Annotated in this window: 13 protein-coding genes; 5 read left to right on the forward strand and 8 right to left on the reverse strand. The window is 56.8% G+C overall.

Annotated features, from left to right (window positions below):
* Positions 1-128 precede the first annotated feature (128 nt).
* The 3 genes from HNQ64_RS19310 to hisA all read right to left on the reverse strand — a co-directional run bounded on the left by HNQ64_RS19310 (position 129) and on the right by hisA (position 3175).
* Positions 129-1481, reverse strand: a complete 1353-nt coding sequence (locus HNQ64_RS19310; RefSeq protein ID WP_184211749.1) for an SBBP repeat-containing protein — start codon at positions 1479-1481, stop codon at positions 129-131.
* A 77-nt stretch (positions 1482-1558) separates the two neighbouring features.
* Positions 1559-2365 (reverse strand): fumarylacetoacetate hydrolase family protein, encoded by an 807-nt coding sequence (locus HNQ64_RS19315; protein WP_184211751.1) that lies wholly within the window; start codon positions 2363-2365, stop codon positions 1559-1561.
* 45 nt (positions 2366-2410) lie between these two features.
* Complete coding sequence (hisA, locus tag HNQ64_RS19320) at positions 2411-3175, reverse strand: phosphoribosylformimino-5-aminoimidazole carboxamide ribotide isomerase (protein WP_184211753.1); 765 nt, start codon at positions 3173-3175, stop codon at positions 2411-2413.
* Between the two features lie 134 nt (positions 3176-3309).
* On the opposite strand from hisA, the gene rsfS reads away from it, so the two are divergent.
* Positions 3310-3786, forward strand: a complete 477-nt coding sequence (gene rsfS / locus HNQ64_RS19325) for a ribosome silencing factor (protein ID WP_184211755.1) — start codon at positions 3310-3312, stop codon at positions 3784-3786.
* A gap of 77 nt (positions 3787-3863) precedes the next feature.
* Here the strand turns inward: rsfS and glsA are convergent, their stop codons facing one another.
* The 4 genes from glsA to HNQ64_RS19345 all read right to left on the reverse strand — a co-directional run bounded on the left by glsA (position 3864) and on the right by HNQ64_RS19345 (position 7983).
* Entirely contained in the window at positions 3864-5684 is a 1821-nt protein-coding gene (gene glsA / locus HNQ64_RS19330) for a glutaminase A (RefSeq protein WP_184211757.1), read from the reverse strand.
* 124 nt (positions 5685-5808) lie between these two features.
* Positions 5809-6813, reverse strand: a complete 1005-nt coding sequence (gene ruvB, locus HNQ64_RS19335) for a Holliday junction branch migration DNA helicase RuvB (RefSeq protein ID WP_184211760.1) — start codon at positions 6811-6813, stop codon at positions 5809-5811.
* A 48-nt stretch (positions 6814-6861) separates the two neighbouring features.
* Positions 6862-7662, reverse strand: a complete 801-nt coding sequence (locus HNQ64_RS19340; protein WP_184211762.1) for a TatD family hydrolase — start codon at positions 7660-7662, stop codon at positions 6862-6864.
* 36 nt (positions 7663-7698) lie between these two features.
* Positions 7699-7983 (reverse strand): hypothetical protein, encoded by a 285-nt coding sequence (locus HNQ64_RS19345; protein ID WP_184211764.1) that lies wholly within the window; start codon positions 7981-7983, stop codon positions 7699-7701.
* A 121-nt stretch (positions 7984-8104) separates the two neighbouring features.
* Here HNQ64_RS19345 and HNQ64_RS19350 point away from each other — a divergent pair, with 121 nt between their 5' ends.
* The 3 genes from HNQ64_RS19350 to HNQ64_RS19360 all read left to right on the forward strand — a co-directional run bounded on the left by HNQ64_RS19350 (position 8105) and on the right by HNQ64_RS19360 (position 12291).
* Positions 8105-8716, forward strand: a complete 612-nt coding sequence (locus HNQ64_RS19350; protein WP_184211766.1) for a helix-turn-helix domain-containing protein — start codon at positions 8105-8107, stop codon at positions 8714-8716.
* A gap of 18 nt (positions 8717-8734) precedes the next feature.
* Positions 8735-9949 carry a Gfo/Idh/MocA family protein gene (locus HNQ64_RS19355; protein ID WP_184211768.1) on the forward strand — a complete coding sequence of 405 codons (1215 nt, stop codon included), beginning with the start codon at positions 8735-8737 and terminating at the stop codon, positions 9947-9949.
* A 125-nt stretch (positions 9950-10074) separates the two neighbouring features.
* Positions 10075-12291 carry a M60 family metallopeptidase gene (locus HNQ64_RS19360; protein WP_184211770.1) on the forward strand — a complete coding sequence of 739 codons (2217 nt, stop codon included), beginning with the start codon at positions 10075-10077 and terminating at the stop codon, positions 12289-12291.
* A gap of 325 nt (positions 12292-12616) precedes the next feature.
* On the opposite strand, the gene ppdK is transcribed toward HNQ64_RS19360, so the two are convergent.
* Entirely contained in the window at positions 12617-15676 is a 3060-nt protein-coding gene (gene ppdK, locus HNQ64_RS19365) for a pyruvate, phosphate dikinase (RefSeq protein WP_184211772.1), read from the reverse strand.
* 311 nt (positions 15677-15987) lie between these two features.
* Between ppdK and HNQ64_RS19370 the strand changes: the two genes are divergently transcribed.
* Positions 15988-16638 carry a type II secretion system protein gene (locus HNQ64_RS19370; protein WP_184211774.1) on the forward strand — a complete coding sequence of 217 codons (651 nt, stop codon included), beginning with the start codon at positions 15988-15990 and terminating at the stop codon, positions 16636-16638.
* Positions 16639-16815 lie beyond the last annotated feature (177 nt).

Raw genomic sequence — 16815 nt, forward strand, 5'->3', positions numbered from 1 at the left:
AAGTGGTGGCGTTTCTCATCATTTCACAAGTCTTGACATTCAAGCTACCGCTGAATTGAGTATCATGGTGAGGCATCCCAACCCTGAAATCAATCACGGATTTTCCACCCTCCATTCTCCAGCGGCTATCAGGGCAGCTTAAGCTTGGCCGCATAAGCCTCCGCCGCTGCGGGAGAGGTCATGCTTTTTTTGCCAAAAGCGGTCGGACCTGCGCAGCCGCCCCCTAAAATCAAATAACCCGGCTGCCAGACCAGCGTGTAGGCATTGTCGCCCTTCGCACCTCCATTCGGCAGCAGCCACTCCAGCTTTCCTTTGGCATCAAAGGCGGCTGTGTAGATATCAGTGCCGCCCAGGCTGGTGAGAGTTTGGCCTGCGAAGGTGGCCGTGGCAGAAAACTCCCCTGTCACATAGACCTGCCCGGAGGCATCGGTTGCCACACCCAGACAATAATCCACCCCAGGCCCCTGAATGACCTGGTGCCAGAGCGCTTTTCCTTCGGGTGAAAAATGGACCACGAGCCCATCATTGTCCTTCTCATTGGAAGTCTCATACGACTGCTCACCCAGCTTTACGCGGCCCTTAAACATGCCCACACCCGTCACTGCCCCCGCTGCATCCACGGTGATTTCATGAAACCCTGCGCTCGGCGTTCCCGAGATGAGGCTGGCCCAGAGAGGTTCCCCTTGCGAAGAGGTTTTGATCACTACCGCTGCCTGTCCGATGCTCGTTTCCAGGGCCACTGAACCCGCACTCCCCTTCCCGGCACCGCTGCCACCGATGTAGAGATTCCCGGCAGCATCGGTCCCGATACCATGACCGCTACCGCTGAACTTTCCTGAGGTGGTTTTGACCCAAAGAAGGGAGCCTTCGGCATCATACTTCGCCCAAAAGATAGCGCGCGAAGTCTGCCCAGCATTCACCCCCTGGTCGCCAAATTTTCCTTCTCCAGCAATCGCCCCCGTCACTACCACATGCCCTTGTGGATCGAGGGCGATGCCGTGACCATAATCATAACCTGCCCCACCCGCTGTGCGGATCCACAGCAAGTCCCCCGACGGAGAATACTTGGCCACAAAGAGATCGTAATCCCCGGCATTCGGCAGGGGTTTACCCAGGGCCTGGGCATCGGTGCTCTGGTAGTGACCCGTCACATAGGCATTGCCTGCGGCATCGGCCACCACACCGTACCCGCGATCAATCAAGCTGCCCCCCAGGCTGCGCACCCACAGCGTTTTCCCCTCTGGCGAGGTCTTTGCTAGAAAGAAATCAGACCCGCCTAGAGATTCACGCGGGCTGTCGCCAAAGGTTCCCGCATCCGTCGTTTCGCCCGCCCAAAAAACATGACCCGTGGTGTCCACAGCCACAGCGCGAGTCTTATCATTTTTTAAACCGCCGCCCGCAGCCACCCACTCAAAAGAGGGGCTAGCGGCGTGCAGAGAACTAGCGAGGAAAGCCGATAGGAAAAAACGAGGAAAGGACATGAGCGGAAGAGTACGCCACGCCGCCCTCAGCCCTTGAGACCAAGATGCGTATCAAAGTGACCTCCCGCCCAGCGCTCTTAGATGGGTTCTTCGATAACCGGATTTGTGAGGGAGCCGATGCCTTCGATCTCAATCGTGACGCTGTCGCCGGCCTTCAGCCAAAGAGCGGGCTGACGCGCCATGCCCACCCCGTGCGGGGTGCCAGTGAGAATCACCGTCCCGGGCAGCAGCGTCGTGCTGGCACTGAGGAATGAGATGATGGTCGGCACATCAAAGATCATGTCATTGGTGTTCCAGTCCTGCACGGCCTCACCATTGAGGATCGTTTTGATACCCAAAGCATTGGGGTTAGCGATCTCATCGCGAGTCACCAAGACGGGACCAAGAGGGCAAAAGGTGTCAAAGGTTTTGCCACGGCACCACTGGCCGCCACCACCATTTTTCTGCCAATCCCGCGCGCTCACATCATTGGCGCAGGTGTAGCCCAGCACGTACTCCAGAGCGTTTTCTTTGCGAACGTTTTTCGCTGCTTTGCCGATGACGATGGCCAGCTCGCACTCGTAGTCCACGCTGTCACTGCGCAGGGTGCGCGGCAGCTCGATGGCATCTCCTGGATTTTGCACGGCTCCTGGGCTTTTGATGAAGAGGACCGGATTCTCCGGAATCGCCGCGCCGCTTTCTTCCGCATGGAATTTGTAGTTCAGGCCGATGCAAAGAATGGCCGTCGGCTGCACGGGAGCCAGCACCTTGGCCACATCCGCCACGGTTTCCGTCACGTGAAAGTCTCCCAGGATATCTCCCTCGATGACACGGGCCGAACCATCGGTTTGTTGGGCAGCGTAGGCGATATGGCCGGAGGGATCAGAGTAACGAATGATTTTCATGAATGGAAGAAGGAGAGTGAAGTTGTACGCAGCTCAAAGGCAAGTTTAACGACGATTGAAGGCCACGCAGTCTTCATACCGTGCGCCCTGCCCGCCAAACATGTCCAAGGCACTGCCGATGGTGCCATCCACCCGCCCATGGCTCAGCACATCCAGCCGCTGCAAATCCTGCAAATGCCGGATGCCCCCCGCGTAGGTCATGGGGATGGGACTATGCTGGCCCAAGAAAGCCACGAGGGCCTCATCCATGCCCTCGCACTTGCCTTCCACATCCACGGCGTGGATGAGAAACTCCGCGCAGCAGCCGGCGAGTTGTTTCAGCGTTTCTGGCGTGACGTGTAGGTCGGTCAGCGTCTGCCAGCGATTCATCGCCACCGTCCAGCCTGTGGCCGTGGCCTTGCAGCTCAGGTCAATCACCAGCCGCTCTTTGCCTGCTGCAGCCACCATCTTTTGCAGTCGGGTTTCTGAAAAGGTACCGTCCGTTTCAAACAGGTAGCTAGTGACGATGACCTGGCTGGCTCCAGCCTCCAGATACTCCGCCGCATTGCAGGGGCGGATGCCACCGCCCACTTGCAATCCTTGTGGATAGGCCGCCAGCGCAGACTTAGCCGCCGCTTCATTGCCTGGCCCCAGCAGAATGACATGGCCTCCCGTCAACCCATCCTCCCGATACCTCTGGGCATACCAAACGGGGTCACGATCACTCACAAAATTCGTTTTCAATCCACCTCCAGAATCGCTAAGGCTAGAGCCCACGATTTGCTTCACTTGGCCATCATGGAGATCAATGCAGGGACGAAAACGGGTCATGAGAATGGCCTTCGAGGTAAGGAAGCCTCCTCTCCTCGTCAAGAGGGATTGAACAATCTCCACCCTTCCCACGTCCTGCGGGCTTGCTTTCTCCCTAAAAATGGAGTTCAGAGTCCATTGCTAAACTAACAACCATGGAATCTATCGAGATCGCGCGCCTGTGCGCCAAGTATGCCGACGAGAAGAAGGCTGAAAACATCGTGCTGCTGGACCTGCGCGGCCTGTCGCCTGTGACGGACTTTTTTGTCATTGCCACCGCCAGCTCCAACCCCCAACTGCGCGCCGTACGGGATAACATTGTGGATGAACTCCGCGACACTCACGGTCAGCGCCCGATCATCAGCGATGGCACCTATGAGAGCCAGTGGTTGATCCTGAATTATCCCAACGTCCTCGTCCACGTCCAGTCTCCTGAAAAGCGCGAGTATTACGTCTTGGAAGAGCTGTGGGGCGATGCACCTAAACTGGACTGGCAGGACACAGCCCCTGTGGGTGAGCCGACACCGCGTGTGAAAAAGCCAAAGGCCAAAAAGGCCCCCGTTAAAAAAGTCGCTGCGAAGAAGGCTCCAGCCAAAAAAGCCGCCGCAAAGAAGGCCGCGAAAAAGAAATAATTTCTCCAGGCTCAAGGCCACCGTTTCATTCAAAGGCTCTCGTCATGCGTGACGAGAGCCTTTTTTGTTAGGTCGGTCTAGGCACGTTGCAGCGCCCCGACCTCGATATTGGCTTGACGTAACCTGGCCGAGATCTCTCGCGTCAACTCATGCAACAGAGAGATCTTCAAGGCTGGATGCGTCTCCGTAAGCGCTGCAAACCAAGCTCGGGGGATGACCAAGCACTTCACCTGGTCCATCGCCACCACATCGGCAGAGCGTGGAGAACCATCCAAAAAGGCCATCTCCCCCACAGTCATTCCAGCCGTCAGCACATCAATACGCTGACGGTTCTGGCCCTCTCCACGGATCTGCACCTCCACATTGCCAGAGAGCACCACCAGCATCTCATCCGCGCTTTCTCCGGCATGGATGAGGGTATCTCCCATCTCATACTTGCGTGTGGACAGTTCATTTCTCAGCAGGATCATGTCTTCCGCAGTGCAACTGCGGAAGAGGGCGCATTCCTCCAAAGGCAATGAGCCTGAGGGGCGCCAGGTCGCCCCGGTCACCTCCAGCAAAAGAGAATCTTCACTGGCCTCCAAAGCCGCATCTTCCGTCGCAAACAGGGCACTGGCAGGCACCCCCATTTCCATCAACGGCTGGCACAGGCGTCCCGGTTGGCAATAGACCATCCGCACACCGAGCTGGGTGAGCCGAGAGCGCAGCTCCTCCATCAGCCGCAGGCTCACGGCATCGGCACTCACCACGGCGCGTAGATCTAAAATGAGGTGCAAACAGCCCGCATCCGAAAGCTGCATGGCCCGCCTCAGCACGGGCTCAAAGGTGGTAAAAATAAGCCCGCCCTGAAGCGCTAAAATTTGGATGCGCGAGCCGCAACGCCGCAGCGTCTCCCGCGCCGAAGGGGGCAACCGCCGCCGCGCCATCACCTCCCCGCCATGGTAGGCCAGTCGCACCGCCGTGCGCGGCGTCGCGGCTGGATTCAGCATGTGCAGAGCCAGTTCCCGCGAAAGATCCGTGCAGACGCGTATGCCCCGGAGGCTATTTCCCTGGGAGTCCAGCGGTGGGGAAAAGACCCCAATGCCAAGCTGCCCCGGCAGCACGGCTAAGATCCCGCCGCCCACCCCACTCTTAGCCGGTAGCCCAACTCGGTAAATCCATTCGCCCGACCAGTCATACATCCCGCAGGTGGCCATCACCCCCAGCACATTGTCCACATACTCGGCTGCGATGGCACGTTTTTGTGTGATGGGGTTGATCCCTTGATTCGCCAAAGTCGCCCCCATGATGGCCAAATCCCGACAGGTCACTCGGATGGAACATTGTTGGAAATAGGTCTCCAGTGTCTCATGGGGATCTTCATCAATGATGCCAAAATTACGCAGTAACCACCCGATGGCTCGATTGCGATGCCCCGTCTCGCTTTCGCTTTGGTAGATCGCCTGATCAATGTCCAACGTCCGTCCTGCAAACCCACCTAGATAGGCCAGGATACGCTCGATCCGAGAGTGTTCATCCTTGGGCAAGACCTGACCACAAGTGGCTATGGCCCCGGCATTGATCATCGGGTTAAATGGCGCTCCCGTCCCCTCTTTGAGGCTGATGGCATTAAAAGCTTCACCCGAGGGCTCCACCCCGATGCGTGAAAGCACGTGCTCTTCACCCCGGTCTTCCAGGGCCAATCCATAGGCCAGGGCCTTGGACACTGACTGGATGGTGAAACTGTGACGCGTATCCCCGACTTCGTAAACATGGCCATCGCGGGTGGCGATGCAGATGCCAAAGAGCCGGGGATCCGCCTTGGATAGTTCAGGGATGTAATCCGCGACATGACCGTCCATCACAGACGCGTAGCGGGCATGGAGTGTCTTTAGATACTCTTGGATGGGAGAGACCATAGCGTGCAATCAGCACGGAAGATGCCAGCATTCGCCAAATCATAAATCGTCCCACGAGTGGGTAAATAGGAATGACCACCTCCAATTGTGTAGGAAGAACAGAAAAATGATTTTGAAGCTCCACTCAAAATAACTCAGACTGCCCACTCAAGGGCGGGATCAGCCCCAGTTTGCGATAGGCGGCAGGCATGGCCACGCGACCCCGTGGGGTGCGCTTCACGAAACCCTGCATGACCAGGTAGGGCTCATGCACATCTTCCAGGGTGGATGCATCTTCACTGACGGAGACGGCGATGCTATTCAGCCCCACGGGCCCACCTTCAAATTTGTGGATGAGAGCCTCCAGGAAACGTTTGTCCATTTCGTCCAGGCCCGTCTCATCAATGTCCCGCATGGTCAGCGCCTGGCTGGCGACGGCCTCATTGATCATGCCCTGAGATTTCACCTGGGCATAGTCACGCACCCAGCGCAGCAGGTGGTTGGCGATACGCGGTGTGCCACGGGACCGACGGGCGATTTCAGAAGCCCCCGCAGCATCCATCTCCACTTTCATCAGGCGGGCGCTGCGCAGGAGAATGTGCTGCAGTTCCTCCGTGGTGTAATAATCCAGCCGATTCGGGATACCAAAACGGCTGCGCATGGGCGCGGTCAGCATACCAGCCCGCGTGGTCGCCCCCACAAGAGTGAAAGGAGGCAGGTCAATGCGGATGGTGCGGGCCTTCGGCCCCTGGTCAATGATGATATCCAGCCGAAAGTCCTCGATGGCTGGATATAGGTATTCTTCGATGCTAGGATGCAGGCGGTGGATCTCATCAATGAAGAGGATGTCCCGCTCCTGAAGATTCGTGAGGATACCCGCGAGGTCCCCTGCCCGCTCGATCTGTGGCCCGCTGGTGGTGTGCAGTCGGGAGCCCACGGCACTGGCAATGAGATTGGCCAGCGTGGTTTTGCCCAGGCCTGGCGGGCCACAAAGCAAGGCGTGGTCCAGAGGTTCATTGCGCATCTTGGCCGCCTCCACCATGACCAGGAGGTTTTCCTTCACCTTGGTCTGGCCGTGGAATTCATCGAAATCACCCGGACGCAGGGCGAGATCGAAAGGAGAGTCGGCTTCGTTGAGGGAGGGGTTCACAGGATGGCTGCGTAACTGACCTTAATCGTTTGAACAGTCAACCCCGCCTTACAGCTTAAACTTGGCGCACTGGCCCATGAAGGCTTTCGGATTTTCCAGAGCCACGCGCTGGATCATCTCCGCCGTCCAGCCGCGCTGGCGCATGGCCTGCATGGTCTTGGGGACGGCTAGGGGATCACTGATACCCCAGTCGCAGGCGCTGTTCATCCAGATGCGTTCTGCCTGCCGCTGTTCCAGCATATCAATGGCGCGGTGCGGGGTGCATTTACTCTCTGGGTAAAGCGTGATGCCGGCCCAGAAACCATGGTCCAGCACATGATCAATCGTGTGCTCTTCCACATGGTCAATGATCACTCGCTCAGGGTTGATCTTCGGGAAGTTTTTCAGCGCATCCACAATGAGGCGGGTGCCCTTGAGCTTGTCCTCCAAATGCGGGGTGTGGATGAGCACCAGTTGATCATGATCCTGCGCCACCTGCACATGCTGCTCAAAGATCCGCAGCTCATTGCGGCTGTTTTTATTCAGGCCGATCTCGCCAATCCCGAGCACGCCAGGCTTATCTAAAAATTGTGGAATCAGGGCGATGACCTCTTCAGCCAATTTTGTGTCTTCCGCCTCTTTCGGATTGATGCACAGCCAGCAGTAATGCTGGATGCCAAATCTGGCCGCGCGCTTCGGCTCATACTCTGTGATCTGGCGGAAGTAATCGTAAAATCCATCCGCCGAGGCGCGGTCAAATCCGGCCCAAAAGGCTGGCTCACAGATGGCTTGGCAACCCGCGATGGCCATGCGCTCATAATCATCCGTGGTGCGGCTGACCATGTGACCGTGAGGTTCAATGTATTGCATTGGAGAAAGTGAGGTAAAGGATGGCCCCGCCCGGGTTTAGCCTTGCGCTTTAAACGCACCGATAGCCCCCTGCATGGTGGCTTTTTCGATGGGCTCCGAACTCGGATCACTAAAGCTGAGCAGGATCTCCTGCGCCCGAGTGGGTGAATTGAGCGAGAGTTGCGCGATGGCATTCTTCAAGGCCTGAACACGGAAGTCCCCCTCCTGCCCGCCACGCTGGACGCGGTCCAGAAAGGCAGCGAGGTCAATGAGCTTGGAGCGAGCATCCATGAAGCCAAGGTCCACAAGGTTCACGGAGGTTGGAGGAGTCCAGGTAGGCATGGCGGAAAATAGGCAGGGTTTGGACACTGGCAAGGGGGTGCATGGGATTCAGCAATTCTCCAAGCCCAGGCTGCACAAAACATCCACTTTACAGGACGATTATCCTAGATACTGACATCTCATGGCTGCAAAGAAATCTGTCCGCAAAACACCGCCCGCGCACGAGATGCCCCCGGAGGCCATCGGAGAGTTTGTCGGCAGACGGGTGAAAAAACTGCGCACGGACCGCGGCTGGTCTTTAGAGGAGTTGGCCCAGACCAGTGGTGTGAGTCGGTCCATGCTCAGCGAGATCGAACGCGAACGCGCGAATCCTACCCTGACAGTCACCTTTCGTATCGCCCGGGCCTTTGGCATGACTTTGCAAGACCTCATCGGCAGCGTGGAAGAAGCCGCCCCAAAGATCCAAGTGATCCGCAGCCGAGATCGCGCCCAAGTATTCCGCTCAGACAAGCAGTGTGAGATCCGCACCCTCTCCCCGCTGAATCTGGAAAAGGACGTCGAATTTTATGAAGTCACTTTGCGCCCAGGAGGGGTCCTGCGCAGCCAGCCCCACTTCGAAGGCACGCGCGAATTTTTGACTGTGGAAGAAGGCCTCGTGCGGCTGGAATCCGACGGTGCCACCGAAGATCTGGGCAAAGGCGACTCGGGCACGTACCCAGCCGATGTACCCCATGCCATCGTCAATGCAGGCCCGGGCGATGCCCTGGTTTTTCTGGTCGTTATTTATCGTTAGACTTAGCCCAACCTGATCATGATCCCCCACTCAACCTCACGCCGTCAGTTCATCGCCCGTGCCGCTGCGGCCGGTCTTCTCATCACCAATTCACGCGTCGCCTTTGGTTCACAAGCCAATGCAAAAATACGTCTCGGCGTCATCGGCTGCGGTGGTCGCGGCACCTTCACTACCGAACAGTTTGTGGCGAATGGTGGGTATGAAATCGCAGCGGCTGCGGATGCCTTTCAAGACAAGCTGGATGCTTTTGGCGACCTTTACCAAGTGCCGAAGGACAAACGTTTTGTGGGCCTGGATGCCTACAAGCAGATGCTGGCCAGCGGTGCGGTGGATGCCGTGCATGTCGTGAGCCCATCCTACTTCCACAATGAGCAGGCCGCTGCTGCGGTGGATGCTGGCAAGCACGTGTTTGTGGCCAAACCCATCGCCATTGATGTGCCAGGCATCCGCACTTTCGAAGAAACCGCCAAGTTGGCGGAGACAAAGGGTCTCACCTTCATGGTGGATTTTCAGACTCAAGGGGATGACCTCTACGTCGAAGGCATCAAGCGCGTGAATGAGGGTGCCCTGGGAGATCTGATGTTTGGCGAAGGCTTTCACCACATGGGCCGTCTCGCCCGCCAGGCTGAGGATGGCGCGCCCGGCGCACGTCTGCGTAACTGGGTCTTCGACAAAGCCCTCTCGGGCGACATCATCGTAGAGCAAAACATTCACAGTGTGGATGTGATGGTGCGGCTGATGAATGCCGCCCCGGTGCGCGTTACAGGCCATGGTGGCCGCAAAGGACGTGTGGATGTGGGTGACTGCTGGGACCACTTTGCCCTCATGTTTGAATTTCCTGGGGACGTACCGTGGACCTACACCTCCCGCCAGTTTGATCCCGGTGGCGTCCCGGGCGGCATGGTGAATAATCTCATCGGCAGCAAAGGGGCCTTCCTCAGCAAATTCGGTGGTGACATCATGATTCGTGGTGGCAAGGACACCTTCTGGCGCGGAGGTAAAAACCCGAACATTTACAAAACCGGCACTGATACCAACATCAGCCGCTTTGCTGCCGCCATCCATGGCGGTGACAAGGACATCACCCGCGCCACCGTCCCCCTGGCCGTGCGCAGCACCCTCACCGCCATTCTGGGCCGGAATGCCGCCTATCAACAGGGCAGCCTGACCTGGGAAGAACTCCAAAAGGATACCGCCAAACTGGAAGTGGATACCACCACTCTCTTGAGCTGAGGTGCGGCCAATAACGGGCCTCAGAAAAAACACATCATCTTCTAATAAACCGCACTGGGTTCCGTTATACTGGAACCCAGTGCCGTTTTATATGCGGCCGCAACAACCCGCCTCATGCAGCCACCATGCGACATCGCCTTCTTTTCTTCGCCCTTGCCATATTGATCCCGCTCCAACTCCGAGGCCAGATACCTGCGGAATTGGTCAAAGCGGAACGAGCCAAAATCCTCGCTGGAGTGACCAGCCTGCCTAAAACAGGAGCCCCTGGCCCCATCGCCATTTGGGGGAATATGGCCTTTCCTCTACTGGCCGCAGCCAGCGGCCGCGAAGCCAATGAACTGGCCGTGGCCGCAGCCGCAGGTTATGGCAAAGGGCGCATCATCCTCTTTGGTCACAACAGTTACCTAGATGGCAACGCCGGCGGCGATCACGCTCAGTTGATGGAGAATTGCGTGAATTGGGCAGCGAATAAAACCAAACCACGCATCGGCCTCAAAGGCGTAAACGCAGTGGCATTTTTCGATCAACGGGGATTCAAGGCGGAGAGTTTCAGTGACCTCAACGAAAAGACTTTGAATGGTTTTGATGTGGTCATCCTCAATGCTCAAAGCATCACCGATCCCGCCCCGGGAGCCGTCGTCGCAGACTGGATCAAAAAAGGCGGCGGCCTCATTGCCGGCATGACTGGCTGGGCCTTTGGCCAAACCAGTGGGGGCAAAGACCTCGCTGTCTCCCATGGCCTCAATCAAGCCCTCATGCCTGCTGGCGTGGCCTTCACTGACATGAGCGCCTTTGACTCCCTGAGCACTTTCCAGGCTAGGCCAGACCTTCCGTCTTTGATGAATGCCTCGGAAGCCATTCAGGCCCTGAAAAAACAAAGCGGTGGCGGTGCAGTCCTGACCCCTGAAGAAGTCAAACAATCCTCCAGCGCCATTCAAGTGGCCCTGGCTGCCCAGCCACCGGATCGTAGCAATCTCCGCGATGCGGTCACTGCTGCACTGGGCAATACGGGCGCCAACAGCCCCATCCCCACCAAGACGGCACCGCTGACTCAAGAGCAACATGCCTCTGCACGCATTCGGTTAGGCATGGAGACACGTGTCCTCCGCCTGGCCACCGGGGAAAAGGCGACTCCACACCCAGCCCACGAAGCCTTTCCAGGCAAAGCCCCTGCGGACGCGCCTAGAATCACTCGTGAGGTGAAGATTGCCCCCGCCATCCCCGGCTGGACCAGCACAGGGCTTTACGCGGCCGCAGGCGAGACCCTTCAAGTCACCATCCCAGCAGCCATGGCCAACCAAGGCTACGCGGTACGCATCGGCTGCCATTCAGACACGTTGTATCATTTAGACACCTGGTCGCGAGCACCCGATATTTGTAAAACGGCCCCTCTGAATACTCCGACCACCCAAACAGCCAGTGCCTTTGGAGGCCTCGTTTACATTGAGGTTCCAAGCCGTGCTGACGGGGATGAATCCTTTGTTGTCACCATCCAAGGCGGCATCGCAGCCCCGCTCTTTGTGCTGGGCCAGGATGATGATGCTCAGTGGAACAACGAGATCAAAAAACGCCCTGCTCCCTGGGCCGAACTGGCCTGTGACAAAATGATTCTCAGCGTGCCTACCGAGGTCGCACGAACCGTCACCACACCGACCCAACTCATGCAATTTTGGAAACAAGTGGTGGAGGCCCAAGATGACATCAGCAACCAAACGGCTGAGCGTAAACGCCCCGAACGCATGGTAGCCGATGTGCAAATCAGCGCTGGCTTCATGCACAGTGGCTACCCCATTATGCTACATGTTCCAGAGGCTTTGGAAATGGTGACCTACAACCGCATCAAATTTCCAGGCTGGGGATATCATCACGAAATCGGGCATAACCATCAGCGTGGTCACTTCACGTTTGACGGCACGGGCGAGGTCACCAACAACGTGCTGGGCATGTATGTGTATGAAGCCGTGCTGAAAAAAGACTGGCTCATCGGCCACACCGCCATCACTCCGGAAAGGCGAAAAGAGAACCTCACTAAAATCAAACAAGCCTCCGATAAATGGGCCACGTGGAAGAGCGATCCTTTCTTGGCTCTGCATACTTACATTCAGTTAGTCCAGGCCTTTGGTTGGGAAAGCTGGCGCGGGTATCTCTACAGCTTTGCCGATGCCAAGTTCGGTCCTCTACCCCAGAGCGACGATGATAAGCGCGACCAGTTCCTCGTCCGTTATTCCAAGATCGTAAACCGCAATCTCGGGCCCTTCTTTGACGCCTGGGGCATCCCCGTAAGTTCCCGAGCCAAAGCCGAAGTCAGCAAGCTGGAAAGCTGGATGCCACCTGAAATGTAAGACGCACGACCGAAAACCCCGGGTGTCTCCATAGATATCCCGGGGGGAAGTGCGGCATGGAATCTTTCAGATGCGTCCAGAACGGGAGGACTGAGGACTGGGTTTGCTTCTCTAAACTTCTGGGAAGATGGTGGCAAGACTCATGTCCTCGGAGAAGCACTTTTACGCCGAGCGGTGGATTTGGGCCCGAATCAATCGAGGCAGAGCCAGACCAAAGAGGCACAGATTCGGAGCATGAAAAAGCCCTGTGAGGGGATACCTCACAGGGCTTTTAGTGGCGAATCACTTCACCGTGGTATGTGGGCCTCCAATGAGACCCGCCTAATTACTTCTTAGCAGCCTTTTTAGCGGCCTTCTTGGCTGGAGCCTTTTTGGCAGGAGCAGCAGCTTTCTTAGCTGGTGCAGCAGCCTTCTTGGCTGGAGCGGCCTTCTTCGCAGGGGCAGCTTTCTTAGCAGGAGCGGCCTTCTTTGCAGGGGCGGCAGCCTTCTTCGCAGGAGCAGCCTTCTTAGCGGCGGCTTTCTTTGCAGCTTTCTTAGCCATATTAGTGTTCCTCTTGTTGTTGTTGGTTGCTTTGTTTGTTTGTTTTGCCGCAGGAGCAGCAGCGCTGCCACTACGGACATTCGTTGGGGCACCTGCCTTAGCGGCGGCGCGCTTTTCCTCGATCGCAGCCTGCGCAGCGGCAAGGCGAGCAACCGGGACACGGAAAGGACTGCAGCTGACATAGCTAAGACCGACCGAGTGGAAGAATTTCACACTGTCCGGATCACCACCATGCTCACCGCAGATGCCCAGTTTGATGTCTGGGCGCGTGGCGCGGCCTTTCTCAATGGCGATCTTGACGAGCTGGCCGACGCCGGTTTGGTCGAGGCTAGCAAAGGGGTTCTTCTTGAAGATTTCATTCTCCGTGTATGGAAGCAAGAAATTGCCCATGTCGTCACGGCTGATGCCGAGAGCGGTCTGGGTAAGATCGTTGGTGCCAAAGCTGAAGAACTCAGCGGTGTGAGCGATTTCGTCGGCGGTCAGAGCGCCACGTGGCACTTCGATCATGGTGCCGACGCTGTAGCTCAGCTTCACCTTCTTCTCTTTCTGCACCTGGGCAGCCACGTCATGAACGATGGCGACCTGGAGATCCAGTTCCTTCTTGAAGCCGACCAGCGGGATCATGACTTCAGGCTTCACCTTGATGCCCTTCTTCTGGACTTCAGCTGCCGCTTCAAAGATGGCGCGGGCCTGGGTCTCAGTGATTTCTGGGTAGGCGATGCCAAGACGGCAACCGCGGTGGCCCAGCATCGGGTTGAACTCATGAAGAGCGTTCACACGGGAGACCACTTTCTCCGTGGTGATGCCGAGCTTCTTCGCGAGGTCAGCCTGGGACTTCTCGTCATGAGGAACGAACTCATGAAGAGGTGGGTCGAGCAGACGGATGGTAGCTGGCAGGCCTTTGAGAGCTTCAAAGATGCCGATGAAGTCTTCACGCTGGTAAGGAAGGATCTTGGACAGGGCAGCCTTACGGGCTTCCACGGTTTCAGCCAAGATCATTTCACGGACGGCGTCGATGCGGTCACCTTCAAAGAACATGTGCTCTGTGCGGGTGAGGCCGATGCCCTGAGCACCGAAAGCGATCGCATTCTGGGTCTGCTCGGGATTGTCAGCGTTTGTGCGGACCTGCAGGCGAGTCGCCTGGGAGCACCACTTCATGAGCTGGTTGAAGCTCTTGAACTTCTCCGTGGCCTGAGCGGCCTTGTCGCCACCGATCATGCCGGTGATGATTTCCGAAGGGGCGGTCTTCAACTGGCCTGCATAGACGATACCGCTGGTACCATCAATGGAAAGGAATTCGCCTTCGCTGAAGGTCTGGCCTGCAACGGTAACGGTCTTCGCATCATAGTCGATCTCCAGTGCAGCAGCACCGCAGATACAAACTTTGCCCATCTGGCGAGCAACGAGAGCCGCGTGGGAGGACACACCACCGCGAGCGGTGAGGATGCCTTCAGCAGCGATCATGCCGCGAAGATCTTCCGGGCTGGTTTCGTTACGAACAAGGAGGACTTTTTCACCCTTTTGCTCAGCGATGACGGCGCGGTCAGCGTTGAGGTAGATCTTGCCGGAGGCGGCACCAGGGCCGGCTGGCAGACCGGTGGCGATGGCCTTGGCCTTCTTCACGTCAGCGACGTCGAAGATCGGGGCCAGAAGCTGGTCCAGCTGATCGGCTGGGTTACGCAGAACTGCGGTTTCCCAATCGATGAGTTTTTCCTTCACCATGTCGATGGAGAACTTCAGAGCGGCAGCAGCGGTACGCTTGCCGTTACGGGTCTGAAGCATGAACAACTTGCCCTGCTGGATGGTGAACTCCACGTCCTGCACGTCTTTGAAGTGCTTCTCGAGGGTCGCACGGACCTTCAGCAATTCTGCGTAGGACTTTGGCATCACTTCCTTCAGCTTCAGCACTGGCTCTGGAGTGCGCACGCCGGCGACGACGTCTTCACCCTGAGCATTGATGAGGAACTCACCGTAGAATTCGTCAGCACCGTTGGCTGGGTTACGGGTGAAGGCCACACCGGAACCGGAGTCATCACCTGTGTTACCATACACCATGGCCTGCACGTTGACGGCGGTACCCCACTCGGCAGGGATGCCGTATTTGCGGCGATAAACGATCGCGCGGTCATTCATCCAGGAACCGAACACAGCGCCAGCGGCACCGCGAAGCTGGTCCCAAGGGCTGTTCGGGAACACTTTACCCGTGCGCTCTTTGACGAGTTCTTTGAACAGGCGGACGAGTTCCTGTTGGTCAGCGGCGGTCAGGTCGCTGTCCACGATGTCCTTGTGATAAACTTTATGTTTATACTCTTCGATGACGGTCTCGAAAGGCTCATGGTCTTCACCTTCACGCTTCTGCACGCCCAGCACCACGTCACCATACATCTGGATGAAACGGCGATAGCAGTCCCAAGCGAAGCGCTCATTCTTCGTCACGGAAGCGAGCGAGAGAACCGTTTGATCGTTCAGACCGAGGTTCAAAATCGTGTCCATCATGCCTGGCATGGAGTCACGTGCACCAGAGCGCACTGCGACGAGGAGTGGCATGCCTTTGGCATCACCAAACTTGGCACCCATGATTTTCTCCATGGCAGCCACACCCGCTTCCATCTGCTTCTGCAGTTCCACCGGGTAGGTGCGCTTGTGGTCGTAATAGTACGTGCAGACTTCTGTCGTGATCGTGAATCCGGGAGGCACTGGAAGGCCAATGCGGCTCATCTCTGCGAGGTTTGCACCTTTACCGCCGAGCAGGGGTTTCATGGAGCCATCTCCATCCGCTTTTCCTGCTCCGAAGGAATAAACGTATTTCACTGCCTTGGTGCCTTTGCTCGCTGTTTTTGCCATAGAGGTTGTTGTTATAATCGGGGCTTGTTTGGTTTTGTTGTTTGAGACTGAGCGCCGATAATTGTCTTTCGATTATAGGATGCAAGCATTAGTTGACAATGAAAAGTTGGCGAGGCATCTCGGACGTGGCCTTTGAGGGATGCGGCATAACGCCAAACGTGACACGCCGAAGGCTGCCAAACGTCAACGTTCTGATCATCCCGTATTGACGTTAGGCTCGCTTTTTGATTTAACATAAAATCATCTTTCGGAGGTGCTTGCACCTAACTGCAAATGCCCGCCACTGACCCAAACCTCTTCTCTTTGATCCCATGAAAATACCCCCCCTATCCACCTCGTCTCTGCTTCGTCGCGGCTTCACGTTGATCGAACTCCTCGTCGTCATCGTCATCATCGCCATCCTTGTTTCTCTAGCGGTCCCAGCCACAAACATTGTGATGCGCAAAGCTCAAGAGCTGAAAATCAAAGCCACTTTGAAGGACCTCCAAGTCGCCATTGGCCATTACCGCACGGAATACAATCGCTTCCCGGTTGATCCGAACGACATCGGTGCAGGTGGTGATACAGACATGCAGCCATTCCTCACAGACGGCACCTCTTCGACCATGGTGAACATCCTCATGGCGAATGTGGATACCAGCGGTGGCACCACCAACATGAACCCTCGCAAGATCAAATTCATTGATCTGCCTAACGCCAAAAATAATCAGTTCGGCATCATTGATCCGAGTGGTGGCAGCGGTGATGGCGCAGCAGTCCAGCTGGTGGACACTTGGGGCCTGCCTTACAAAGTGCTGCTCGACACCAACTACGACAATCGCCTGGAAAACCCTGACAAAAACAGCAATGACCAGATCATCTCTGGCAAAGCTCCTGAATATCTGAGCGCTTCTTCTGCCATCTACAGCTTCGGCCCAGACAAGCAGGAATTCACCAAAGACGACATCGTTTCCTGGCGCTAAGTTTTAAAACGTCTCCCCTTCACAACGCCGATTGCGCCTTCCGCAATCGGCGTTTTTTATGTCGTGAATTCACGATCTCTTTAACCCGGACTATGCAGTAGAGTAGACCAGAGGTGCGGTTAGAGTCTCGATTTTGCTAAAGATGGCGTCCATCCAGGGGCGTTTTTTGCGGGGCAG

Source organism: Prosthecobacter dejongeii (genome assembly GCF_014203045.1).
Classification (GTDB): Bacteria; Verrucomicrobiota; Verrucomicrobiia; order Verrucomicrobiales; family Verrucomicrobiaceae; genus Prosthecobacter; species Prosthecobacter dejongeii.